Origin of the sequence: Ferrimonas balearica DSM 9799, assembly GCF_000148645.1 — a bacterium.
GTDB lineage: Bacteria > Pseudomonadota > Gammaproteobacteria > Enterobacterales > Shewanellaceae > Ferrimonas > Ferrimonas balearica.
The window spans coordinates 1,280,825-1,305,604 of sequence record NC_014541.1 but is presented as its reverse complement, the minus strand read 5'-3'; the positions used below and the strand labels follow the sequence as shown (position 1 = coordinate 1,305,604).

14 protein-coding genes are annotated in these 24,780 nt (G+C 55.3%); 1 reads left to right on the top strand and 13 read right to left on the bottom strand.

Features of this window, described 5'->3' with window-relative positions; translation table 11 throughout:
- Positions 1–184: 184 nt before the first annotated feature.
- The 13 genes from FBAL_RS06020 to FBAL_RS05960 all read right to left on the bottom strand — a co-directional run bounded on the left by FBAL_RS06020 (position 185) and on the right by FBAL_RS05960 (position 22,535).
- Positions 185–2,806 (bottom strand): TonB-dependent receptor plug domain-containing protein, encoded by a 2,622-nt coding sequence (locus tag FBAL_RS06020; RefSeq protein ID WP_013344687.1) that lies wholly within the window; start codon positions 2,804–2,806, stop codon positions 185–187.
- Positions 2,807–3,190: 384 nt separating this feature from the next.
- Positions 3,191–5,008: a DUF885 domain-containing protein gene (locus FBAL_RS06015; protein WP_013344686.1), complete on the bottom strand. Its 1,818-nt coding sequence runs from the start codon at positions 5,006–5,008 to the stop codon at positions 3,191–3,193.
- Positions 5,009–5,071: 63 nt separating this feature from the next.
- On the bottom strand, positions 5,072–6,328 hold the full coding sequence (locus FBAL_RS06010) for a tetratricopeptide repeat protein (protein WP_013344685.1): 1,257 nt from the start codon (positions 6,326–6,328) through the stop codon (positions 5,072–5,074).
- Positions 6,329–6,342: 14 nt separating this feature from the next.
- On the bottom strand, positions 6,343–6,957 hold the full coding sequence (locus FBAL_RS06005) for an energy transducer TonB (RefSeq protein WP_013344684.1): 615 nt from the start codon (positions 6,955–6,957) through the stop codon (positions 6,343–6,345).
- A 1-nt stretch (position 6,958) separates the two neighbouring features.
- Positions 6,959–7,363 (bottom strand): ExbD/TolR family protein, encoded by a 405-nt coding sequence (locus tag FBAL_RS06000; protein WP_013344683.1) that lies wholly within the window; start codon positions 7,361–7,363, stop codon positions 6,959–6,961.
- A 12-nt stretch (positions 7,364–7,375) separates the two neighbouring features.
- Positions 7,376–7,900 (bottom strand): MotA/TolQ/ExbB proton channel family protein, encoded by a 525-nt coding sequence (locus FBAL_RS05995; protein WP_013344682.1) that lies wholly within the window; start codon positions 7,898–7,900, stop codon positions 7,376–7,378.
- Between the two features lie 2 nt (positions 7,901–7,902).
- Complete coding sequence (locus tag FBAL_RS05990) at positions 7,903–9,261, bottom strand: MotA/TolQ/ExbB proton channel family protein (protein WP_013344681.1); 1,359 nt, start codon at positions 9,259–9,261, stop codon at positions 7,903–7,905.
- Entirely contained in the window at positions 9,261–9,995 is a 735-nt protein-coding gene (locus tag FBAL_RS05985; protein ID WP_245544377.1) for a DUF3450 domain-containing protein, read from the bottom strand. Before FBAL_RS05985 ends, FBAL_RS05990 begins: the two co-directional genes overlap by 1 nt.
- 1,372 nt (positions 9,996–11,367) lie before the next feature.
- Positions 11,368–14,175 carry a TonB-dependent receptor gene (locus FBAL_RS05980; RefSeq protein WP_013344679.1) on the bottom strand — a complete coding sequence of 936 codons (2,808 nt, stop codon included), beginning with the start codon at positions 14,173–14,175 and terminating at the stop codon, positions 11,368–11,370.
- Positions 14,176–14,552: 377 nt separating this feature from the next.
- Positions 14,553–17,378, bottom strand: a complete 2,826-nt coding sequence (locus FBAL_RS05975) for a TonB-dependent receptor (protein WP_342633025.1) — start codon at positions 17,376–17,378, stop codon at positions 14,553–14,555.
- Between the two features lie 286 nt (positions 17,379–17,664).
- Complete coding sequence (locus FBAL_RS05970; RefSeq protein ID WP_013344677.1) at positions 17,665–18,819, bottom strand: porin; 1,155 nt, start codon at positions 18,817–18,819, stop codon at positions 17,665–17,667.
- Positions 18,820–18,955: 136 nt separating this feature from the next.
- A complete protein-coding gene (locus tag FBAL_RS05965; protein WP_013344676.1) occupies positions 18,956–19,978 on the bottom strand; it encodes a porin in 1,023 nt (340 codons plus the stop codon).
- Between the two features lie 241 nt (positions 19,979–20,219).
- The gene (locus tag FBAL_RS05960) at positions 20,220–22,535 is read right to left on the bottom strand and encodes a DNA polymerase II (protein ID WP_013344675.1); all 2,316 of its coding nucleotides are present in this window, start codon (positions 22,533–22,535) and stop codon (positions 20,220–20,222) included.
- A 159-nt stretch (positions 22,536–22,694) separates the two neighbouring features.
- Between FBAL_RS05960 and dinG the strand changes: the two genes are divergently transcribed.
- Positions 22,695–24,770, top strand: a complete 2,076-nt coding sequence (gene dinG, locus FBAL_RS05955) for an ATP-dependent DNA helicase DinG (protein ID WP_013344674.1) — start codon at positions 22,695–22,697, stop codon at positions 24,768–24,770.
- The last annotated feature ends 10 nt before the right edge of the window (positions 24,771–24,780 follow it).

Below are 24,780 nucleotides of genomic sequence, written 5' to 3'. Positions count from 1 at the left end.
ACATTCTCACAACATTTAAAGTGCATTTTTTATTCGCTTCTTTTGGCTCAAAAAATTTAGAGAGATCGTTCATACAAAGCGCTTTCAACACGATCTCTCACCCCACTTCGCAGCCACCCCACAGATCAAACTGAAGAGATAAAAAAAGGCAGCCGAAGCTGCCTTTTTTGCGGTTGGGAATCGCTTAGAACTGGTAGGTGAACTTGGTGAAGAAGTAACGACCCATCACGTCATACACCTCCGGAGTGGTCCACACGTCTTTGTAGCTCGGGTGGTACTTCGGGGTCTCGTCGAACAGGTTGTTCACGCCCACAGTGACGTTGAAACCGTCGGTAAAGCGGTACAGGTAGGACACGTTGTGGTACCAGGCTGCAGCCACTTCAAACTCCGGCTCGGTCAGGTCAACCATCTCACCCACCATGCGCAGCTGGTAGTTGAAGGTCCAGTTGTCGGCGTTCACCATCAACTGAGCGTTCTGACGCCATTCGGCGTAGCCACCGTTCATGCCACTGATGGTACCGGTGTAATCCACACCGTCCTGAGAGAAGTTCAGCAGACGGGTGATGTCCCAGTTCAGGGTCCAGTCATGACCGCCGTACTCCCACGCGTAGCGGAAGTTGGCATCCACACCGTCGGTTTCCTGGTAGCCCGCGTTCACCAGCGGCGCGTGGAAGGTCTCGATCTCACCGGTTACGGTGCTGCGAGTGATATCCAGCGCTTCACAGGCGTTCGCATCGCCATTCTGGTAACACGCGTTCAGGTAGGCCTGACGGTCGATACGGGTGATGGCGTTGGTAACTTCGAAGCTCCAGTAATCGATGGTCATGGAGAAACCATCCAGGTACGCCGGGCTGTAAACGAAACCAGCAGTAAAGGTGTCCGCCTCTTCCGGCTGCAGATCCGGATCGGTGGTCCAGGTGACTTCCATCTGGCTGTCTTGCTGGGTGAACTCCTTGGCCTGGCTCGGGTCATCCCAACCTATGGTGCGACACTGCTGAGCCAGGGTGCTGTTGCCACTGTAGTCGACACCGGAGCACGGATCGGTCAGGTAGTCGAAGGAGCCCACGTTACCGCCGTACAGTTCGGAAACACTCGGCGCACGGAAGGCGGTGGAGGCCACACCACGCAGCATCAACTCGTCGTTCACGCGCCAGGTCAGGCCCAGCTTCCAGGTGGTGTCGGAGCCAAAGGTGCTGTAGTCAAACCAGCGAACCGCAGCTTCCATGGTGACTTCATCGGCAAAACGCAGGCCGGACAGCAGCGGTACCGCAAACTCCGCGTACAGCTGAGTGGTGTCGTAGTCGCCCTGGGTCGGATCCTGCTGAGACTGAGAGGACTGACCGGCCTGGGTGATCGGGTCCGGCGTGAACCAGCCCTCTTCCTTACGGTATTCCGCACCGGTAGCGAACGCGATGGCGCCAGCCGGCAGTTCAAACAGCTCGCCAGACAGGTTGGCCGCGAACACGTGCATCTCGTTGCCGCCTTCGGAGCGGTCGTCGTACATCACCTTAGACAGGATATCTTCGCTCAACGGCTCACCGGACAACCAGGCGTTGGGGTTTTCGTAGATCGAGTCCTCGACGAGGGAGGTGATGGCCAGGTTACGGGCCCAGCTGGTGGCTTCGTTGCGACCGAAGGTGTAAGAGATGTCCCAGTCGTAGCCGTTGCCGATGTCGAGGTAACCTTCCAGGCCGGCCACAACACGGTAGGTGTCGGTAGTCTGGTCAAAGATACGCGGACCCGCTTCGTCCATACGACGTTTGTACACGGCGGCCTCTTCACCGTCCCACGGGCCGGAACCCAGCTCTGCGGTATCGAGTTCGAGGTTGGTGATCGGAGCCGGTGCCATCTGCTGATCGGAGTCACGGCGGGTGTACATCGCTTCGACAAACACGCTGGTGTCGGTAAACAGCTCGTACTTAAAGTTACCGTTCAGGCTGTAGCGCTCCATCGGGGTGGAGAGGTAGCTGTACGGGACGTAGTTGAAGTACTCGTCCTGCTCGCTCCAGGAGCCATCACCGTTCGGGGTGTAGTAGCCATCACCCCAGTTCAGTGAGCCGCCCGGAATGGTCGAGCTCCAGCCACCACAGTCGCCCCACGGGCCACAGTTAGACCAGAAACGGTCATCCTGGTACACCTCACCACGGTTCACGTAAGAGGCGCCCAGCACCAGGTTACCGCGGTCAAAGTTGGTGCCCCACAGAGCGCTCAGCTCACCGGTTTCACCGTCACCCTTATCAGAAGCGCCGATCTGACCGTCCAGCTGGAAGCCTTCGAAATCGGTTTTGGTGATGATGTTGATCACACCGGCAACGGCATCGGAACCGTAAACCGCAGAAGCACCGTCCTTGAGCACTTCGATGCGCTCAATGATGGACACCGGAATGGTGTTCAGATCGACAGACGCGTCAGCACCGGTACCGGAAACCACCATACGGCGGCCGTTTACCAATACCAGAGTACGCTCGGCACCCATACCACGCAGGTCAATACGAGCGGCACCACGGCCACCGTTGTTGGTTGAGGAGCCAACAGCGGCACCCGCAGAGGCGGTGCTTTCCTGCAGGATCTGCTCAACAGAGGTGTAAGAACCCGCTTCGATGCGATCAGCGCCAATCACGTTGACCGGAGAGGCGGTTTCCATATCGGCACGCTTAATGCGGGAACCGGTTACGGAGATGCGCTCTACGTTTTCAGCAACGTTGGCTTCTTCGGCAAAGGTCGGGGTGGCAATGGCGGCACCGGCGATGGTGCTTGAAATGAGTGCAGCGCGAACGGAACGCGCAACAGTTGATGGGTACTGCATCCTAACTCCCTCGAGACATTGTTGTTATTGTCTTCCTTATCGCCCCCGAAGCTCTTTCGGCTCCGTCATGTTGTGGGGGTGATACGGCTAGGATACTGAGTTATCGCCTTTTTATGGTCAATGGCTATACCTTTATGCCATTGTTGCATATAGGTGACAGCAGCTAATCCGCGGAGTTAATGGCGCTTGTGATTTAATCTGAACTTGGGACAAAACGAGTAAGGCCACTCGATCTCACTGCCAAAAAAGCCAAACAACAGCACAAATCTCTGGCCATTTTCGTTAACAACCTATCGCGCCCAATCCACCCTTTCGTGACGCACATCACACTTTTCAAAAAAGAAGGGGAGCCATCCGCTCCCCTTTCAGTTTCGGTGCAGTTTGTTATGCTTGCGCGTCGATCCAGCGACGGATCTTCTCCTGCAGCACAGCCATCGGCAGTGAACCTGACGTCAACACCTGATTGTGAAAGGCACGCAGGTCAAACTTGTCTCCCAATTCCGCTTGCGCTTCTTCACGCAGGGCAAGGATGGTCAACTGCCCCACCTTGTAGGACAACGCCTGGCCAGGAATCGCCATATAGCGTTCCACCTCAGCCACCACATCGGACTCGGCCATCGGGCTGTTGTCGAGCATGTACTGAATGGCTTGCTCACGGCTCCAGCCCTTGGCATGAAGGCCGGTATCCACCACCAGCCGCATGGCCCGAAGCATCTCATCAGACAGCTTGCCGAAGTATTGGTACGGATCACTGAACAGGCCCATCTCGATACCCAGCTGTTCGGCGTACAGTGCCCAGCCCTCTTCAAAGGCGGTATAGCCGCCGAAGCGCTGGAAACTGGCTACGCCCTCAAGCTCCTGCTTGATCGCAATCTGGAAATGGTGACCCGGCGCCGCCTCATGCAGGGAGAGCGTGGTCATCCCCCATTTGGGCTGCGCTTTCAGGTTGTAGGTGTTGATGTAAAACACCCCGGGGCGTGAGCCATCCGGCGCCGGTGCCTGGTAGCTGGCCCCGGCGGCAGAGCGTTCGCGGAAAGGTTCCACCGCTTTCACCACGTAGTCCGCCTTTGGCATCACATCAAAGTACTGGGGCAGTACGGCATTGATCTCATCCTTCAACCCCATGTAACCGTCGATCAGCCCCTGCTTATCAGCGAAAAAGAACTGCTCATCGCTGCCCAGATGTTCGAAGAAGGCCGCAAGATCGCCCTCAAAACCCACCTGAACCCGAACCGCATCCATCTCTTTGAGAATTCGTGCCACCTCGTCCAGACCGAGCTGGTGGATCTCCGCCACGGGCATCTCGGTAGTGGTATGAAGATTGGCCAGATGCTGATACCAGTCCGCACCATTGGGCAGCGCGCCCCAGCCATGCGTCCCGCGAGCTTTGGCCAGATAGGTGTCATTGAAATAGTCATTCAGTCGTGTCAGCGCTGGCACCAGCGTGCCTGTCAGGGCCTGCTCATAACGCTCGCTCAACGCCTTGGCATCCGCGTCGCTGAGCCCTTCCGGCAGATTCTCGAGCGGACCATAGAAGGGGCTTTCCGCTATGGGCGTATCCAACTGAGCCTGAAGCTGAGGCAGGATACGCTGCACCAGGATACGCGGCAGCACCACGTTGGACTCGCTGCCCTCCTCCATCCGTGCAATGGCGCTGTCGACCCAGCCTGAGAAGTCGTTAATACGGCCGATAAAGTTGTCGTAGTCCTCCACCGTATTGAACGGTTGGGCACTTTCACCACTGCCCAGCTGCACAAAGCTGATAACCCGGCTGTAGAACTGGTTCATCGGCAGGAAACGGCTGGGGAACGTCTCGGCAACCAGAGCCGTTTCCAGCTCGTACTTCAGCACCTGAGCACTGAGGCGGTCTGCGTCATTGAGCTGGTCCCAGTCCAGCTTCATCAGCTGCTTGAGGTATCGGCTGTTCAGCTCGTGACGAGATTTCAGGTACTCGTCAGAGAGGTTGTTGGCCAATAGGTTGTTGTAACGATGTACGCCCACGTAGGTCGCCATCACCGGGTTCAGGGCGATCAAATCCTGAAAGTACTGTTCCGCCAGGGCGTGGTATTGCTCCTGCACACTGGCCGCACTTTCAGCGACGCTGGCGCTCTCCTTCACGGGCGCATCCGGTTGCTTGGAAGGGGTACATCCCCACAGCCCCAGTGCCGCAACAACGGCCAGGGCGGAGAGTGAGGTTTTCATGGGTGTTCTCCTGGGTACAAAAAAGCCCCGACCAGCGGGGCTGTATCGGGGCTTTTAAACGAGTTACAGCTGCACTTTCTTACGCTGGGCCGTTTCCTGGATGTAAGACACCCAACCTTGCGCGGTCTTGGCGGTCTTACTGTCCTTAACGGCGGCCTGAGCGGCGCGGTATGCCGGAGCATACTCTTCCAGATAGAAGTGAGCCTGAGCCAGCAGCATCTGGGCTTCGCCCGCGCTCTTCAGGCCCTGGGCATCCAGCGCTTTACGAGCGGCGGTCTTGGCTTCTTTGAAGCGCTCCGCTTCCATCAACAGGCCAGCCTGGCGCATGTAGTAGCGTGACTTGTCAGTCAGCTCTGCAACCTGGCCATAGTAAGTGATCGCTTTACCGATCTCTTTTGCCTGGTGATAGGTGTTGGCCAGCATGGAGAGTGAGGCCTCGTCCTTCTCCACCACACCACTGCTCAGGTATTCCTCCTGAATCTGGGCGGAGCGGAACGGGATCTCGTTCTGAGCATAGAGCTGAGCCAGCATCTTGTACTCAGAGGGCTTCTCCAGGTAACCGTTACGGTACGCCACGTCCATGGTGTACAGAGAGCGCTTGTAGTCTTCGCTCAGCATGTACATCTGGGCCAGCTGAACCCACAGGCGCTGATCGCTCGGGAACAATCGCACCATATCCTCTACCACCTTGGCAGCCTTGGTGTACTGCTTGGTTTCGTAGTAGGAACCCATCTTCAGGGTGTAGGGCCCTTTGTTGGGGCTGGTTTGAGTGGCAATGGCCTTATCAGCCAACGGCAACACCTTGTCGTGACGCTTCAGTTCGAAGTTGGCGGTCGCCATACGCAGGTAGACATTGGTGTCTTCCTTACAGGTGAACGCCATCCACTGCTCGTAGTACTTCAGTGACTGTTCGAACTTACGCTCTTGGATGCTGAGGTCAGCCATCAGGCGAAGTGCCGCGGCATGGTCAGTCCCGCCCAGTTGATCGATATCGATGGCCACCTTGAGGTGCTTCATCGCGGTCTGGGCTTGACCGTCCTTACCGGCGTACAGGTTACCGATAAAGCGGGACACGTAGGCCTTATCAAACTCGTTGCTGGTACTGATCTCCAGCAGCAGTTCGAGGGCCTGGTCTACTTGGTCGGCGCTGTACAGCTCATACGCCTTCTGGATGCGCTTACCCACTCGCTCTGATACTACGCGGGTCTTGCGAGTATCAACGGCACACTTCTCAGCGGCCAGAGCGGGGGCCGGTGTGGTGATCACACCGGCGGCAATGCTCAGCAGTAAAGCAGGCAGCAATTTGCTATTTCTTTGCATTTTGTCCTCCTGCCTTAGGCTTTATCCAGAGTGAAGTCCAGTCGAACGGTCTGGCCCGGCTGTTTCACCGGCTTGCCGTCAACGATCTTCGGCTTGTACTTCCACTTACGCAGTGCGCGACGGGCTTCCTGGTCGAACAGGCGGCGAGGCTCAGCCTCAATCACCTGCACATCGTCCACGCCACCCATCTCGTTGATGGTGAAGCTGAGGATTACATAACCCTCTTTACCATCACGAGCGGCCTTAATCGGGTAACGCGGCTCGATACGTACGATCGGGGTTGCGTCACCGTCACGGGCCATGGCTGCACTGGGGTCACCCAGTCCTGCGCTCATGTCACCCAAGTCTACACTCGGAACGTTGATGGACACGCTGTCAGAGACATCGTTGGTGTCCGGTTGCATCTCCACCGGCTTCGGCGGCTGCTGAGGCGGCTTCGGCGGCTTCGGCTTAGGTCGGTCACGGTTCTGCGCTTTGGCATCCTGACGTTCCATCACGATCTCAATCGGCGGCGTTTTGAACTGGTTGTCGGCGCGCTTAGCACCGCCGCCAACCAGAAATGCCATGAAAGAGAACAAGGCGAAGGTCACCGCAGCACCGACAATCAGGGCTAACAGTGCTCTCAACATATCAATCGTTCTCCGCAGACACCGAGATCTTATCGATACCGGCCGCCTTAACCTGATCCATAACCTTCACAACAATGCCGTGTTTGGCCTGCTGGTCAGCCTGGATCATAACCTGGGCTTCCGGGGCCTCCGCCAGCATACGCTCTACGTTGGCGCGTACACGTTGAATATCAACTTCACGCTTCTCCATGTAGACAATGCCGGCCTCGTTAATGGCGATAAAGATGTTCGCCGAGGGTTTTTTGCTCGCCTGCTGTGCCTTAGGACGGTTCACCTCAATGCCGGATTCCTTCACGAACGAGGTCGTTACGATGAAGAAAATCAGCATGATGAACACGATGTCCAGCATCGGGGTCATGTCGACCTGGGCTTCTTCAGCGGCGCTGTAATGCTTCTTACGTGCCATAGAAAACTCTCTTTAGTGATGAGGCAGACTATCTACCAGTTGCTCTTGGGACAGTTTCAGTTTCGCGTTCAGGCGAGTACTGAAGAACACCCCAGAGAGGGCCGCTACCATGCCCGACATGGTCGGGATGGTGGCCATGGAGATACCACCAGCCATCAAGCGGGGGTTACCGGTACCCTGTACTGCCATTACCTCAAATACTGCGATCATGCCGGTTACGGTACCGAGCAGACCCAACATCGGGCAGATGGCGACCAGGGTGTTGATCAACCCCATACGCGCATTTAATTGTTCTTTGGCCTGGGAGATCCACGCTTCACGAATGCGGTGGGCATACCAGGAGGTTGTGTCCTCACGAGCTTCCCAGCGAGTGATAATCTCTTTGCGCATCTTCGGGAAAACGAAGCTGACAAAGAAGTAACGCTCAAGCATAAGAGCCCACATCAGGAACAATGCTCCTGCCACCAACCAGAGGACGTCGCCCCCGGTGGCCATGAAGTCCCTGACAGATTCCCAGAGTTCTACCAGGTAAAGCATAATTACTTGCCTCGCTGTTCAGCGTGAGTCGCAATGATGCCCGCACTTTGTTCTTCGATAACTTCAACCACGGACTTGGCACGGCCAGCTACCAAAGCGTGCATCAGCAGCAGCGGCAGGGCAGCAACCAGACCCAGTACGGTCGTTACCAGAGCCATGGAGATACCACCGGCCATGATCTTCGGGTCACCAGTACCAAACAGGGTGATGTTCTGGAAGGTCTCGATCATACCGGTTACGGTACCGAGCAGACCCAGCATCGGAGAGATGGCGGCCATCACCTTAATCATGTTAACGCCGCTTTCGATGCGCGGAGTTTCCTTAAGGATGGCTTCGTCGATCTTCAGTTCGAGGGTTTCAACGTCCACGTCCTTGTTGGCCTGGTAGGTCTTCAGGATGCGGCCCAGAGCGTTGTTGCCCGGCTTGTCGACGTTCTTAACCTGAGCGCGGATCTTCGCAGACTCCATGGTCAGGGTCAGGATCTTCCACAGGGAGATCAGGACACCCACACCCAGCAGAGCGGCGATGATGTAACCCACGGTACCGCCCTGGTGGAACTGCTCTTCCAGAGTGGCTTTCTGAGTGTAAACCGCCAGCAGCGCGCCACGGGACGGGTCAACAAACAGCGGGGTCTGACCGGCAGAAGCGGCAGCGTATTGGCCTACAGTGCGAACCTTGAAGCCTTCCGGCTGTTTAGCCAGACGCTGGATGGTGCCGGTTTCAGAGTTGTAGGTCAGGTACTCTTTGTCGGCCAGCAGGGTGAAGTTACCCACACGGGTAACCGGCTGCTCGGAGACATTGCCGTTCGGATCGATAACTTCAGCGTTGAACTTAACTACCTTGCCGGACTGGGTCATCTCGGTCTGCAGAGCAATCCACAGCTCTTCCAGTTCCTTGATGGTCGGCAGCTCTTTAGCGGCAGCCAGTTCAGCCATGAAGTCATCGCGGCCCGGGTACTGGGCGCTGATCAGAGAGGCATTCAGCTGACCGGACATGTCGCCGGACACCTGACGTACCACACCGAACATCTCGCCGAGGTCACCGGTGGCGGTGGCCAGGTCACGGCTCAGACGGTCGATCTCCTGGTCGTTATTGGTAAAGCGGTTAGCCAAGTCTTCGCCACGCTGCTTTTCAGCAGCCAGGGCGGCCTTGGCATCACGCAGCAGTTGTTGCTTGTCGGCACGCTCGGAAACAAAAGCAGCTTCACGCTGTTTGTTGATGCGACCTTCAGACTGACGGGACTGCTGGATCTGGTTCAGCAGCTGGTCCAGAGTCTGAGCCGGAGTTTGCTCAGCGGCCATCGGCGCGGCTGAGAAAGACAGTGCGGCTGCCACAAAGGCAGTAGAGAGGATCTTTTTCATTATTCTGCACCCTCCGCAGCTTGAACAGGCAGTTTCAGCAGATCAGGCGCAGCCTGGCGGCGGGCCATCTTGATGGCGTTGGACACCGGACGCAGCATGTCGTCGCTCAGGGCAGTCCACTGGCGGGCTTCGTTGTCCCAAACCCAGGCGTTCTTCTGATCCAGGGACTGGGCGACAAACACCACGCGACCCAGGTGGAAGAAGTCCACGGTCAGCTCTTTGCCATCGATATCCAGCTTACCTTCGTAAGCGTTCATCTTATTGCCGTATTCGTTTTCGATCAGGTAAGCGTCCAGCACCAGACGGTATTTCTCCGCGGTGGATACGTTGGAATCACCCATTACCTCTTTCAGACGGGCCACACGGGCCTGACGCTCTTCCAGCTGGAAAGGCACGTCAAGGGACACGAACTGGTCAAGGGTTTCGATCATGCGGCTCATCAGCGGCACAACACCCTGCTTGGTGCGCTCAATGCCGTTGATCTGCTCTTGCAGAGAGGCCATACGCGCTTCCTGGTCAGCAACCAGCGTCGCAACGTAATCGTTGTAAGACTTGAGAGTGTCGGTTTCGTCAACCACCAGGCGGTACTCGTAGAGCATGTCCTGGGTTTGGTCATAGAGTTTGTTGATCTTCTGCTGAGACTTTACAGCATCATCTTGAATTTGCTTGTCAGCACCTTGGATCGCTGCCAGCGGATCCGCCGCCACAGCCATACCGCTAACAGCCAGTGTCATAGCACCGACCAACGCAGAGGCGAGTTTGGTTCTTTTCATCACGGACATAGTTCCCAACCAGTCTTGTTGTGAGTTTACGGCTTCAAACACTTTCCACTGTGTTCACCCAGCGTTGCGCTGAAGCCAGTTCCGTCTAATTAGTAGTTGTTATCCATAGACCCCACCTATCCCCACGATAGGCGGGTGCATCCGCATCTTTCCACAGCGCCCAGAGTTGTGTCAACCTTGTTACCGCAACGGTTTCAGCGCTACACAACGCATTACAGCGGTACCACGTTCGAAGAACATTCACTAGCGAGAGCGTGATGATCCACACAATTCACCCTGTTTTTCCGGGATATACCCAACATCAGGCAATGCTAACACCACAAACAAACGATCACTCTGCAATACCCCGCCAATGCCGACGGAAGTGCTAGTGAACACAGATTAGTCAATGGTTTGCGTTTTTGAGCATTAATCGTATGCAAGTTGTTGCTTGTGAAGGAATTCTTATCAAGCTATTCGCGATTACGCAGGACGGATGTTTGGGAAAGGCAGCATTGGGCTCAGAAACAGTTGGTGGGTAGTTTCCTAAATTTCACTTTTGGACAGATTATGGTCAGAAATGGCAATCCAAGCTCCTCAGCCATCAACTAATACACGTCTAAAATAGGGATAACATGCCCTAGCCTATGAAACCACTTAAGAGAGAAGGACCTGTATCGATATGAGCGTTCACCGCCAGCTTGCCAAGCAGTAGCGAACGAACTTCCAAGTCTTCAGAGCTGAAGCTTCTCACAGAACGCGAAACTTGGGTTGAACTGCTTCTTTAGGAAAAACCAACTTTCTAAAAGCGAGCTTCGACATAGCCCGCCCCGAGTGAGCTTGTGCCTTTACGAGATACCACAGGCATGTGACTCTCTCTGTTTCATCGAACCACTTCGCCAAAATAGTCCTACGCAAGCCGAGAAAGGTATCACCGGCTGCGCTCTACGTTATAGCTCCCGCGTCTCGGTCGAAACAAAAGCGGGGCTACTCCGCCCCACTTATCATTACGGAAAGGCCTTTCAAAACGACCGGCTCCGTCTTCGATGACTCTGCATTCAGGTCCATAGTCACTATCACCCTGGTTAGGGGGTACTTGCACCACGAGTCGTCTCAGTCACGTCAGACCGCAGACGTTTTAAGCGGTTAACGCTTGTTGTAAAGGCGCCTCTATGGCGCCTTCTTTATTGCCCCAAAGAGCCGTTAGGGTGCGCGTTTGGCACCGAAGAGGTCTGAGCCACAGGACAAAACTGTGAGGGAACGGGCGCCAGCTGCTAAGGAGCTGGTTTATGACTTAAAGTAACAAGCGGCCTTAACGGCCGCTTGTTACGATCTCCACCTAATGCTAGAAGCTATAATCCGCCTGCAGATAGTAGGTACGGCCGAATGAGTCGGTATACCGAGGATCGTAACCCACTTGGTGTCCGGCGCCACCACTGCGTAAGGACAAACTCGGGGTCGCGTCAAAAAGGTTATTCACCCCGAAGGTCATAGCCAAGTCGTCAGTGATGAAGTACTTAGTTTGATAATCCCACGTCGTATAGGAAGGAATTGATAATTGGACATTGACACAATCACCAAATGCATCCACTTCGGTTACCGCGCATCCGTCTTTAGATTGGAATTGATCCCGATAGCCCGACCTATAACTTGCCCTCAGAGTATGCGAAAACGCATCCATGACCAGTGTCGAGCTAAGCTGAGAGATCACTCTAAATGTGACTGAGTTATTGTCACCAAACCGGCCCATACTGCTTACCCACTCATCGGTACCCGGTTTAGTGTACTCACTCTCGATCATATATGTTCCAGAGAAGGCTGTAACCAAGGTACCAAAAGACAGTTCATTAGTGAGTGATGTGCTCCAATCAATACCACTATAATTGGATTCACCGACATTAACTTGAGACATCAATATTGCCAGCTCTTCTTCACCCGTCCCGGAATTGGTTTTGGTCGTGAAGAGCTCTCGATACAACTCTGCGTCGGCAAAAATCTGAGCCTCGGTGAGGGACGCAACCTGATCTTCCATTTGTACTTTCCAATAGTCGACTGTCACGCTGAACTCTTGGCTCGGTGCGTACACAAAGCCTACAGTCGCCTGCGCCGAAGTCTCAGGTTTGAGTTGCTCGTTACCCTGAAGGTAAACGGGATACTGAGATTTCCCGCTCAAGCAATACTGGGCCAATGCGTCAGCACTCGGGAAAGGGCATTCATAATTTCCGCCTGTCACACCATACTCATCTCGGGGACGGGCAATTTCCAACATCGAAGGGGCTTTGAAGCCAGTACCGTAGGAGGCACGAACTAAAAGGTCTTCGGTGGCTTGGTATCGGCCACTAATCTTATAGGTGATATCGCTTTGGTCGACTCCCTTAACTCCATCATTCAGGTTGTCATCAATTTCACCAATATTGTCATAGCGCACAGAGGCCGAAACATCGAAATTATCAAAAACTGGAATGGCAAACTCGGCAAAAATCCCCCAATTTATTCGCTCAAGGTCATATTCCTCACTAGTACTCTTAAACAGAATAAGCTCATCTCTATTTGCATCGGAAATACTGTAGTCAAAGGAAGTAGTCCGCCAATCAAACCCTGTCGCCATATAGACTTCACCTGCTGGCAATTCGAAAACGGGCATAGAAGCTTTGAAATCGAAACCGGCTACGGCAACTTTAGTGGTGTCCCAGTTACCACTGTATATAGTTTTATCTAGCGCTTCCTGGCTGGATGCATCAAACTCATCAGCGGGTACGAATACGTTAATGTTCCCGGAGCTCACCGCATCGACAAATTCTTCTTCAAGCAACCAACCTGTCGGGTAATTCTGATCGGAATCGTTAGATGAGTAAAAAGCGGCAGCAGAGTAATCGATGTTACCAATTACCCCTTCCAGGCCGGTAACGAAGTGCAGAGTCTGACTGTCCCACTCGGTGGTTCGGTTACCTGCTGGCAGAGCTCGCCAACGAGCTTGAGTGCTTAAGTTTCCTTCTTGGAAAGCGGCCAATTCATCGTCCGTCAGATAAGGAACAATGTAGTCAGTAACCAATTGTGAGTCACTAGGTAACTTAAACCACCCCGTCGGGTAAGGGGCAATTCGACTGGTCATTGAGGTGGACGCCCAGTTTGCTTCTATAAACAGACTCAACTCTTCATTGATCTCAAAATGAGCGTTAGTGAAAACGCTGTCTCGCTGCTGCTCAGGAATAATTTCTATCGTTGAGGTGTAGTCAAACCAGCATTCTTCCTCAATGGCTGATGTCGCAGGGGCGCAAGCTCCAGTCTGCGCAAAGTACGGATTAAAGGCGCGGCGCAACAAGTTGTCATCCTCGTCCTTAACAATATTACCCTCACTATCCAGAATGGTGACTCTGGCATTGCCGGGAATGCCGTTTCCAGATCCATTAAAGAAGTACAGCTCACGCCCTTCATTCATGAAGGGAATGATACCTGTTTTTGCAAAGTCTCTCTGGTTAGAGGCCAACTGCTCCTGACTTTCATGCGTATAGGAAACCATAAGGTTATAGCCATCAACGCTGAGTTCCCCAAGACCAGCGGTAATACTGCCATTCCAGCTCTTTCCTCCCGACTTCTCCGGCATGTCATAACGAGCACTTACATCAAATCCCTGAAAATCTTTCTTTAGGATAAAGTTAACAACACCTGCAATAGCGTCCGAGCCATAGAGTGCCGATGCACCATCTGTGAGTAGCTCTACTCGATCGATAGCGGCAAAGGGAATTGAGTTTAGGTTGATTGTGCTACCAGAACCGGCAGGGGCAAGTCTACGACCATTTAAAAGAACGAGCGTATAGGATGACCCTAAGTCATGTATCGACGCAGTCTGCATTCCCCCACCTCCCCCTCCCACAGAGTCAGAAGAAGTCGTAAATCCCTGCATCGCGGGTAACTGCTGAATCAAGTCCGGGACATTCGTGACACCACTCTTCGCAATAGCCTCCGAGTCAATAACCTGAACAGGTAGGGCCCCCTCAAGATCAGTTCGCTTAATCGCCGAACCAGTAACGACAATCCGCTCTACCTCATCCCCTTCAGCAGCCATCGCGATGGGTGCCGTCATTGCGGTACCGGTTGCACCGGCCAGCAGCGCCAGTCTTATGGCCTTGGTAATGGCACTATTGTTCTTCATATATTCTCCCTGAACGCTTTGCGCTTATCATAATTTTTCCCGACTGCTCAACGGGAAATCGGTCTGAAAAGTCAGACGAACAGAGAGATACAATCAAATATAATCCATGCTCTCAATCAGCCCAGGGCATCAAGAAAACACTCAGTTACGTTGATTAAATCTAATAAAAAATGATTGTTTTTAATTATCCGCTAATGAATGCCACCTTCTGGCGTCATGATTTTCTAGGTGCAAATCAGTAAATATTTTGCTAGCTGAAAGCCGTCACATGCGCCCAATATCGTCCAGTTACCTCTGTTAAATGGCAGGATATAACCCAAAAAAAGCCGGGAGTCTGAAACTCCCGGCTTGATACTTTTGCTTTATGTATAAAGTGCTTAGAACTTCAGAGTCACGTTGGCAAACAGGTAACGACCCAGAGTGTCGTAGAAGCCCGCAACGGTGTTCGCGTTGCTGGACAGGGTACCACCAACCATCGGCGGCTCTTTATCCAGTACGTTGTTCACACCAACGCGGAAAGCGTAGTTATCACCGAGGGTGAAGCCACCCACCAGGTCAAAGTAGCTCTGGGAAGCGATGCCGTCAGCAGCCAGGGTATCGGTTTCACCGTCGTAATCAACGGAACCGTAGTAACGCCAGCGAGCAGTGGCAGTCCACCAGCTGTCCATGTCGTAGCTTACGCTCAGAGTGTGACGCCACTCAGGCTGGGCGAAACACTGAACGCTTACCACACCAGAACAGTCGTAGTTCAGTTCCGGCTTACCGGCCAGCGGCTGGTATTCCTTGGTCAGGGAGTAGCTGCCCGCCAGGGTCATGTTGAAGTTACCGCCCAGCAGTTCCTGCAGGTAGTTGGCGCTTACGTCAACACCTTCCCACTTACGGCCACCTACGTTGTCAGACAGGTTGATAACGTAGCCTTCTTCACCAATCCAGAGGCTGCCAGACTGGTTACGGTTGATGTTTTCACAGAACTCGCCGTTCTCCACACAGGAGTCGATGATGGTCTGGGCACCAACGGTACCAATCACATCTTCCATCTCGATGTTCCAGTAGTCGACAGTGAAGTTCAGGCTGTCGAACGGCTGGGCAACCAAACCGATGGTGTAGGTATCAGCAGTCTCCGGCTTCAGCTCAGGGTTACCACCAGCAAACTGGTTGTACTGGCTGGCGGGTGAAGCACTGACGTTACCGTACTGGGCAGCGGTCATGCCGGTGCGCAGACACTGCTCCAGAGTGGCATCCGGCACACCGGTATCCGGGTTGTTGGCACAGGGATCGGCACCGTCAAACAGGCCGACGCTCTGAGCGGCAAACAACTCGGCTACGTTCGGCGCACGGGAGGCGCGGTTGTAGCTGGCACGAGCTTTGTAACCATCAAAGATGGTCCAATCAAAAGCAAACTTGTAGGTGGTGTCGCTGCCAGAGGTGGAGTAGTCAGACCAACGCCAACCCGCTTCCAGAATCAGGCTTTCAACCGCCACAACGTCTTCGATCAGGGGAACGCTGACTTCAGCGAACAGTTCGCGAACGTCGTAGCCACCCTGCAGGCTCTCGGTCGGGCCACCCTGACCCAGCAGCAGGCCCTGCTCGAATACTTCGTCAGAGATACGCTCGAACTCAATCTCACGCCATTCGGTACCCACTACCGCAGCAATCGGAGTGGAAGCGGTCGGCAGAGCAAAGTCGAACTCACCAGACACATAGGCGTTGGCGATCATCTGGGTCACGATGCCGTTAAGAACACCGGTACCGGTCAGCTGACCAGCAGCTTCCGGAGTCACACCGTTGAGGGTGAACACTTCGTACGGGATACAGTCACCAGTACAAGGCTCAGCGCCAACGGCACCGATGGCCTGGTTGATGCGCGGGCCGAAGAAGTCGTTCTGGTAAACGGAAGAGGAGGAGGTCTGACCGTACTGGAAGCTCGCATCGTAGAACCAGGAGTCAGAAATATCACCGTCTGCACCCATTACGATACGGAAGGAGTTGTGCTCCAGGCTGTCCATACGCGGACCGCCTTCTACGTTACGCTTACCGATGTAGGCGATGAACTGGTCATCCGGGCCAATACCCAAGCCATCCTGAATCTGCTGCTTCTGCAGGTCGCTCAGCAGCTCATTGTCGAAATCCATCACGTAACCTTCGTTAAAGAAGGTACCGGATTCCGCAATCTGCGCCGCAGTCACGTCGTTCATGTAGGACACTTCGAGGTACGGACGAACGTAATCGTTGATCTCGTAGTTGGCGAATGCACCCAGGGTGAAACGCTCATCAGGACGCATGAAGTGGTTGATCGGGGCGTAGTTGTAACGCTCGCCGAAATCTTCCACAAAGCCGTTGCCGTTGCGATCCAGAGTCCAGAACAGTTCGGTGTCGAAGTTCTCGTCGTAGATGAAGAAGGTCGGGATCGGGGTGTTAGCGGAACCACCACAGGCGGTGCCGGAGGCATTCAGCGCACAAGAGGAGTAGTCACGCTGACCCTGCAGCAACTCGTTGTTGCGACGCCAGCTGGCGTAAGCGGTGACGTGACCTTTACCACCATCAAAGGCACCACCCATTACAACGTCGATGTTGTAGGCTTCGCCATCGATGCCGTCAGACCCGGTGGGGTATTCAAAGTTACGCTCATCCATCAGACCCTGGATGTAGCCATTATCATTGTCATGCTGGTAACCAGACGCACCGGCGTTGATTTCGAAACCTTCGAAATCGTCCTTCATGATGAAGTTAACAACACCGGCTACGGCATCAGCACCGTAAGTGGTAGAAGCACCACCGGTCAGGATCTCAACGCGCTTAATCATGGCGGCGGGGATCTGGTTAACGTCAGCGGACTGGGTGTAGATGCCACCCGGCTGAAGACGACGACCATTCACCAGCACCAAGGTACGGTTAGCACCCAGACCACGCAGGTCAAGGGTCGCAGTACCGGAAGAACCGTTAGAGATAAAGGAGTTACCGGCCGCCTCAACCTGGGGCAGCTGGTTCAGGATGTCTTCTACGCGGGTAAAGCCGATCTCCTGGATCTCTTCTGCGGTGAAGACCTGTACCGGGCTGGAACTCTCAACGTCAGTACGCTTAATACGAGAGCCGGTAACCTCAATACGCTCAACTTCGTCTGTTTCAGCAGCGATTACCGCCGGAGCAGTCAAGGCTGCGGTGGAGGCGCCGACAATCAGTGCAAAGCGAACAGCTTTAGACACAACGCTGTTGTTATGCATGTGTTTTCTCCCTGGACACATCAGTGTGTTTATAGTTTTTTCCTTCCCCCCGACTGCATCCCTGAGGAGGAGGTGATAGAGGGCATCGCCCAATCTGTCAGCACTGATGTAACCAGAATAAAAACACCTAATCAACCATTAATTTACATCTTGATTACAGGAAAAATGAACCATTTGGCTCAGAAAAGGTCGAGACCAGACCTGCATTTTTGCTGGGCCCATGCAGGACTTACCATAGATTATGCGCCGTCTTGGCCAACCAGCAGAATCAGAAGAAGAAACGGGCGCCTATGCCATACAGATCCTCTTCTCCCAAACCTTCAAAGCCAAAGTCACTGTCATCGATCTTGGCCTCGAAGTAGAGGCGCAACTGGGTGCCCCACTCGTAGTGTGCACCTACGATGTATAAGCGCTTGCGATACACCCCGTTAACTTCCTCATAACTTGCATCATCCGACTTCAGCTCGTTGATCCCGGACACCAAAGTCAGGTTGTTGTCGAAGGTCCAGTTCAGCATCACTTCATAGCCGTTGCCGTTAAAAACGCGGTTCTGGTTGTCGATCTCGTGGTTCTCGGTATCGGCGTAGTTGACAGCGAGATAGAGCCCCGGTTGATACAACGTCCCGTAGCTGGCACCGAAGATCAGCGCTTCATCCTTCAGTTCAGCCACCTGTTGGCGGCGAAAGGTCGAATCAAAGTCCCCCCGGTTATAGGCAACACCCACCATCCAGTTCTGCCAGCGATAACGAAGCGAGGCGCCATAACTGTCGTCGTATTCAATATCGACATCTTCAAACACCGCACACTCAGCGGGAGGATTCTCCTCCTCGCACTCTGGCGGCGGCAGGATCCCTACTTCACCCGCAACCCGTGCCTGATACTGAAGCCCAACGCTGAAACCGCCCCAATCGTTGCGATATTGCAGGGCGCTGTCTGCCCGTCCGGTACCGGACAGCCCGCCATCAGAGCCGAAGTTGTAGGTACCGGAGGCGAGGCCCCCGGTCATGATGAAGTTGTCGGTCGGGCCCGCCACGTCGTAATAGACCGACCACTGTTTACCCGCAGACAGCCGGCCATAGCGGTCATGCTCAAAGGCCAGAAAACCCAAACGATTAAACAGGAAGTCCCCTTCGCGGGCGGCTTGCAAAGAGTCACCGTTCAGGGTCAGTTGGCTGCCGGAGTCGATGGCATTGAAGCCCCACTCCATCATCGCTTCGGCGGTCCATTCACGGGTAACCGAGCGTTCATAGTGGAAGCGGATACGGGAGGAGGAATCGAGCAGCTCGGTATCACCGTCGGTTTGCACCAGGTTAAAACCAAGGTGACCACCGACAGAGAACCGGTTGAGGTTATCGTCGTAAAGCGTAATCGCAGAAGCGGGTGATGCCAGCAACACACCCAAAAACACCGGAGTCAATCGCATACATACACCATTAAGACGCGCAGGAGGTGATCCTGAGTCTAGTCCATGGCCCTCGTGGCGATAGCTCGGGCAAACGCCAGATGCAAAAAAGCCACCGCAGTGGCGGTGGCTTTTTGTTTGGCGGGTATGCGTCCTATTACAGGAAGATACGCAGACCTACAGCGAAACCGTCGTCGGTATCTTTGATGTCAGAACCGTGGTCAACCTTGTAAGCGCCGTAAACAACGGTGTTCGGAGTCAGTTTGTACTCAGCACCGAAGTTGGTGTACTCCTGAACGGTCAGGTCGTTGGTGGTGTCTTCAACACCTTGGTACAGAACGTACAGGTTCAGACCGTTGTTCAGACCGTAAGCAGCCAGGGCTTCGTAACCATCGGCTTCGTCAGCGATGATGGCGTTGCCAGCCAGCTCGGAGTTCTGCAGGTTCTCGGACATGGCGTAAGCACCGGCCAGGTACAGGCCTTTGCCGTAGGTACCGTAGGCAGCAGAGAACGCGTGAACGTTGGCATCTTTAACACCGCCGTTTGCAGCGTAATCAACGTCGCCGCCGCTGTAGGCGTAGCCCAGTTTCACACCGGCGATGCCGTAGGTAACAGAAGCAGACAGACGATCATCATAGATGTCGTTAGCACCCTGCCACTGAACACCGAAGTTCAGGTCGCCAGCGTTGCCCAGGGAAACGCCGTTGCGGTACTGAACGGATTGGTCAGCACGACCCAGACCCAGTTTGCCACCGTCGGTGCCGTTGGCGTAGGAGAACAGGGAGTCAGAACCCCAGGCGATCGGCATATCGGTCGCGGCGGTTACGTCGTAGTATACGGACCACTGCTTACCGGCAGACAGACGACCGTAGTCATCGTGGCCAACACCGATGTAACCCAGACGGGTGGAGAAGCTCTCACCGCTGGTCACGAAGTTGCTCATGCCCATTTCGATGCGGCTGTCCAGCTTGAAGCCGTCACCCAGATCGCGGTTGAAAGAGAAGTTGATACGCGGGGAGTTAGCGCCCAGCTGGGTATCACCATTCTTATCGGACAGTTCAACAGTCAGGTGACCGCCCATGGAAACGGAGTTTACGCCGTCGTTGTACAGTTCAACAGCGGAAGCGCCGTTGGCGAACATCAGTGCCGGGATAGCAGCAGCAAGCAGAGTCTTTTTCATGGATTTGCCTAACCAATCAAGCGTCATATATTCGTTTGGTGTCCCCCATATATTCCATGGGAACTTTTTAGTTCGTCCGCTGACGGGCTAGGACAGTATCAAAGGGCAGGAGTCGCCTAAAGAGATTAAGATCACACTTTTTGCCGAGTGAGCAATATTACTGACCATTCCTTACGAGTTGTCACACTTTATCCTGTCAAGTTATCGCAAAAATGGCATATTTATCACCATTTATTAACATTTAGAACAGGCCCAGCTGGTCACCATCCAGTTCAGAAAAAGCACGCCCCAACACACTTAAAACCGGCTCAGCCACAGGCTGCAACTGCTTCTCTACATAATGTTCATAGTTGATGTTGGTTTCACCCAGCCCTAACGGATATGGACCGGATTGGCCAATCAAATAGCGAATTCGACTGCCTTTTCGATACACCACATCATTTTGTAACTGGTTAGCCAGTCGCGCGGCCTGCACATGCGGTGCATTGGCCTGATAACCTTCCAGATCACGCCGCAGCCGTTTGCTGTAAACCAGCTCACTGTCCCGCTCACCCGCACGGGTTTCGCGAATCCAACGACGCACCAATCCGGTTACCGGCTTTCCGCTGAACCACTGTTGGTACAGCTCCTGTTGAAAGGCCCGGGCCAGTGGGGTCCAGTCACTCCGTACCGTCTCCATCCCCTTAAAGGTCAGGACCAGCCCCTCCGGCCCCTCTACCCCACCGACGTATCGCTTTTTTGACCCTTCGCTGGAGCCACGGATGGTGGGCATAAAGAAGTGGTGATAGTGCGTTTCAAACTCCAGTTCCAGCGCACTGTCCAGGCCCTGCTCAGCCAACTTCTGTTGCCAGCGCTGATTCACCAGAGTCACCAATTCACGGCCAATGCGCTGGGCGGTATCGGTATCCGGTTCATCGCCAATATGAACAAACGTCGAGTCGGTATCGCCGTAGATAACCTGATAGCCCTCCGCCTCAATCCAGCGCCGGGTGGTTTTCATGATGTCGTGGCCGCGCAGAGTAATGGAGGAAGCCAGACGGGGGTCATGAAAGCGACAACCCGCCGCGCCCAAAACCCCATAGAAGGAGTTCATCAGGATCTTGATGGCCTGGGACAACGGCCCATTGCGGGCCAACTTGGCCTGCTCCCGCTGCTGCGCCAGCTCCGCAATGATGGCGGGCAGTCGATGCTGAGTCCGGTGGAACCGGGCGCCACGATAGCCCTCAACGGTCAGTGCCGGGTCGGGCTCCGCCAGGCCCGCCACCATCCCCATCGGGTCGATCAGAAACGAGCGAATGATAGAGGGATAGAGACTCTTAAAATCCAGCACCAGGACATTGCGGTATTTGCCCGGTATGGAATCCATCACGTAGCCACCCGGACTCGGGGGGATATCGTGACTGTCCAGATTGGGGGCCACAAATCCGGCCCGATGCAACAGAGGCAAATAGCGATGGGTAAACGCCGCCACCGAGCCACCGGTGCGATCCAACTCGAGACCCGTCATCTGACTCCGGGCCAGGGCAAAGTCCAGCAGCTGAGTGTGTTCAAAGATGCGCCACACCAACTCGCAGTCTTTCAGGTTGTAGTGGGCCAGTGCTGGCTTGTTATGGCGGAAATTGTGCTCAATCTCGTTAAGGCGGCCACGCACATCGTCGCAGGCTTTGCCCTCCCCCAGCAGAGACTGCGCCACCGCATCCAGGGCATAACTTTCAAAGTGGTAGAACGCGGCTTTCAGCCAGTCGATGCCATCCAACACCGCCCGACCCGCAATGCCACACTCCCGGCCCGGGCCCGCCTGCTCACGCCAGCGCGGTTCACTGCCATCCCGTCCCAGGCTGAGCCTCAGTCCATGATGCTGAGCCCGTTTCTGCAGCAGCGCCAGATCGAAGCCGATCACCGACCAGCCAATGATGATGTCCGGGTCGTGTTGCTCAAACCAGTCCAGCATCGCTCGCAGCAACGCCGCCTCATCTTCCACGTAGTGAAGGTAATCTGGCCCCCCCTGCTCCGGCCCCACCATCAGCACACATTGATGGCCTTCGGCATAAAAGCCAATGGAGTACAGTTCGCCATGGCGGCTGCACTCAATATCCAGTGACACCATACTGGGCTGATGACTGGGTGTGGCCGGTCTGGCCGCCACAATGGCGTTATTGGCAACCCGTGCAGCCATGGCACCGCAGATAAACCGCTCCATCAGGTAACGGTCGCAAGGGCGTATGTCCGCTTCATACAGACGCAACCCCGAGGTTTCGGCATATTGACGAATGGCTCGCCAGAGCGCGGGGTCAGACACATAGAGTGCGTCAACCGGTGCCAGCTCGAAATCCCGGGCTTCGGTGGCGCTCAGCCGCCAGCCAGTGCGCTGGCCCAGCCATTGCCGCCAGGCGTCAGTATCCGATTGGCGTATCAACCCGGTGTAGGGTTGCCCCGGCACCACCAGACAGCGCGGCCCGTCGACGGTTGACAGCCAATACACCAGTTCCGCCCCGGTTGCCGTCGGGCGGGTTTCCCGGCTGAGCAGCCAGCCGGACTCTATCGTTTCAGATCCCATGCCCCCATTGTCGGCCAGATACTGGGTATATGTACAGGCTCGAAAGACACAATGGCCGATTGACGGTGCAGCATGGACCACCACTTTCCCAGAGCATTGTCGCCAAGACACTGGTATTCTATACAGCCGTTTTTTACCTGTTAGGGATCCCGCCGCCTCATGCTCAGCGACAAAGTGAAAAAATCCACGCGCACGGCCTACAACAATCTGGCCGACGCGATCCCCAATTTTGTCCGACGCAAAGAGCAGAATTACCTGGTGGCGGAGATCGCCAAAACCCTGGCTGGCGCCTACCAGAAAGACCGTCGCATTATCGTGGTACAAGCGGGCACCGGTACCGGTAAATCCCTGGCCTACGCTTTGGGCGCCCTGCCGCTGGCTTTAGCGCAGGGTAAGAAACTCTGCATCTCCACCGCCACCGTGGCCCTGCAGGAGCAGCTGGTTAATAAGGACTTACCCCTGTTGCAGCGACACAGCGGTTTGCAGTTCCGCTTTGGCCTGGCCAAGGGGCGACAACGCTACGTCTGTTTGTCCAAGCTCGAACTGCTGGCCGGTGAAGTGCCGGACAACCAGGGAGCGCTATGGGAAACCAAACCCGCCGATGGCGACGTGGCCCTGCTGAAGCGCCTGCATCAGGCGTACCACGACGGTAAATGGGACGGCGAAGTGGACTCGGTGCCCGAGCCGGTGCCGGATCACCTGTGGTCCCAGATCGCCTCCGATAAACACAGCTGCAACCGCCAGTTGGCGGCCCACCGCGACTGTCCGTTCCACAAAAGCCGGGAGAAGATGGACAGCTGGGATGTGCTGATCATCAACCACAGCCTGCTGCTGGCTGATCTGGAGCTGGGCGGTGGCAAGATCCTGCCCGATCCCGACAGCATGTATTACGTGCTGGACGAGGCCCATCACCTGCCCCAGGTAGCCCGTGACTTCTCCGCCGCCAGTGCCACCGTAAAAGGCTCCATCGATGCGCTGGGCAAACTGGAAAAGCTGGCCCACAAACTGGCCCGGGAGCTGGCCAGTGACAAAGCCGCCATCACCGCCTCTGAACTGTCCGAAGATGTCGATTCGCTGACCGAGCAGATGGGCCAGTTGCAGGCGTTCTGCGACAACAACCCCTTCCTGTTTGATAACCCGGACCGACGCCACCGCTTTGCCGGAGGCGTGCTGCCGCCGGTACTGGTCACCCTGGTTGAAAGCCTGGGCGGCGCCAGCCGTGGCGCACTGAAGCGGCTTGGCAAGCTGCAACAGATGTTGATGGAAGCGATCAAGGATGGCGAGATCAAAGGCCACAAGGCCGAGCCTCTGGTGGCGGACCTCGGTTTTGCCATGCAGCGGCTGGAGAACCAGGACAACCTCTGGCAGATGCTGGCCAAGCCGGTGCCGGAGAAGAGTGCCCCGCAAGCCCGCTGGATCGACAAACTGGATGGCAACCGGGATGACTACCTGGTCAGCGCCTCGCCCATCGAGATCGGCTTTATGCTGGAGGAGATGTTGTGGAGTAAGGCCGCCGGGGTGGCATTGCTCTCCGCCACCCTGATGGCGCTGGGCAACTTTGATCATTACCGCCATCAGGTGGGGCTGCGTGCCGATGACGGCACCCGCTACCTCAACCTGCCCTCCCCCTTTAATTATCAGGACAACGCCACGCTGTTCCTGCCCAAGGTTGAGGTGGAGCCCAATGATGATCGCTTCTCCGACGTCCTCAACACGATGATACCGGCCCTGCTGGAAGAGGAGTCCGCCAGCCTGGTGCTGTTTACCTCCTACCGGCAGATGGAGTCCGTGGCGGAATCGCTGCGTCGTTTTAAACGTCTGCCGGTACTGGTGCAGGGAGAATCGCCCCGGCAGGAGCTGATCCGAGAGCACAAGGCTCGCATCGATGCCGGCAAGCCCTCTATCCTGTTCGGCACCGGCAGCTTCTCCGAGGGTCTCGACCTGCCCGGCGACTACCTGACCAACCTGATCATCACCCGGGTGCCGTTTGCGGTACCGACCTCTCCGGTGGATCAGGCCCACGCTGAGTACATCAAGGCGAAAGGCGGCAACCCCTTCCTTCAATTGGCGGTGCCCGACGCCGCCAAAAAGCTGGTGCAAGCGTGCGGCCGTCTGCTGCGCAACGAACAGGATTATGGCAGGATTACCATCCTCGACCGACGTCTCGTCAGCAAGCAGTACGGCACCGCCCTGCTCAACTCGCTGCCCCCCTACCGCCGCCACATTGAATATTGAGCGGCGGAGC

What these genes read in the sequence shown, in the direction of transcription:
- FBAL_RS06020 (WP_013344687.1), bottom strand. Translation starts at nt 2,806, where the DNA reads ATGCAGTACCCATCAACTGTTGCGCGTTCCGTTCGCGCTGCACTCATT.
- FBAL_RS06015 (WP_013344686.1), bottom strand. Translation starts at nt 5,008, where the DNA reads ATGAAAACCTCACTCTCCGCCCTGGCCGTTGTTGCGGCACTGGGGCTG.
- FBAL_RS06010 (WP_013344685.1), bottom strand. Translation starts at nt 6,328, where the DNA reads ATGCAAAGAAATAGCAAATTGCTGCCTGCTTTACTGCTGAGCATTGCC.
- FBAL_RS06005 (WP_013344684.1), bottom strand. Translation starts at nt 6,957, where the DNA reads ATGTTGAGAGCACTGTTAGCCCTGATTGTCGGTGCTGCGGTGACCTTC.
- FBAL_RS06000 (WP_013344683.1), bottom strand. Translation starts at nt 7,363, where the DNA reads ATGGCACGTAAGAAGCATTACAGCGCCGCTGAAGAAGCCCAGGTCGAC.
- FBAL_RS05995 (WP_013344682.1), bottom strand. Translation starts at nt 7,900, where the DNA reads ATGCTTTACCTGGTAGAACTCTGGGAATCTGTCAGGGACTTCATGGCC.
- FBAL_RS05990 (WP_013344681.1), bottom strand. Translation starts at nt 9,261, where the DNA reads ATGAAAAAGATCCTCTCTACTGCCTTTGTGGCAGCCGCACTGTCTTTC.
- FBAL_RS05985 (WP_245544377.1), bottom strand. Translation starts at nt 9,995, where the DNA reads ATGACACTGGCTGTTAGCGGTATGGCTGTGGCGGCGGATCCGCTGGCA.
- FBAL_RS05980 (WP_013344679.1), bottom strand. Translation starts at nt 14,175, where the DNA reads ATGAAGAACAATAGTGCCATTACCAAGGCCATAAGACTGGCGCTGCTG.
- FBAL_RS05970 (WP_013344677.1), bottom strand. Translation starts at nt 18,819, where the DNA reads ATGCGATTGACTCCGGTGTTTTTGGGTGTGTTGCTGGCATCACCCGCT.
- FBAL_RS05965 (WP_013344676.1), bottom strand. Translation starts at nt 19,978, where the DNA reads ATGAAAAAGACTCTGCTTGCTGCTGCTATCCCGGCACTGATGTTCGCC.
- FBAL_RS05960 (WP_013344675.1), bottom strand. Translation starts at nt 22,535, where the DNA reads ATGGGATCTGAAACGATAGAGTCCGGCTGGCTGCTCAGCCGGGAAACC.
- dinG (WP_013344674.1), top strand. Translation starts at nt 22,695, where the DNA reads ATGCTCAGCGACAAAGTGAAAAAATCCACGCGCACGGCCTACAACAAT.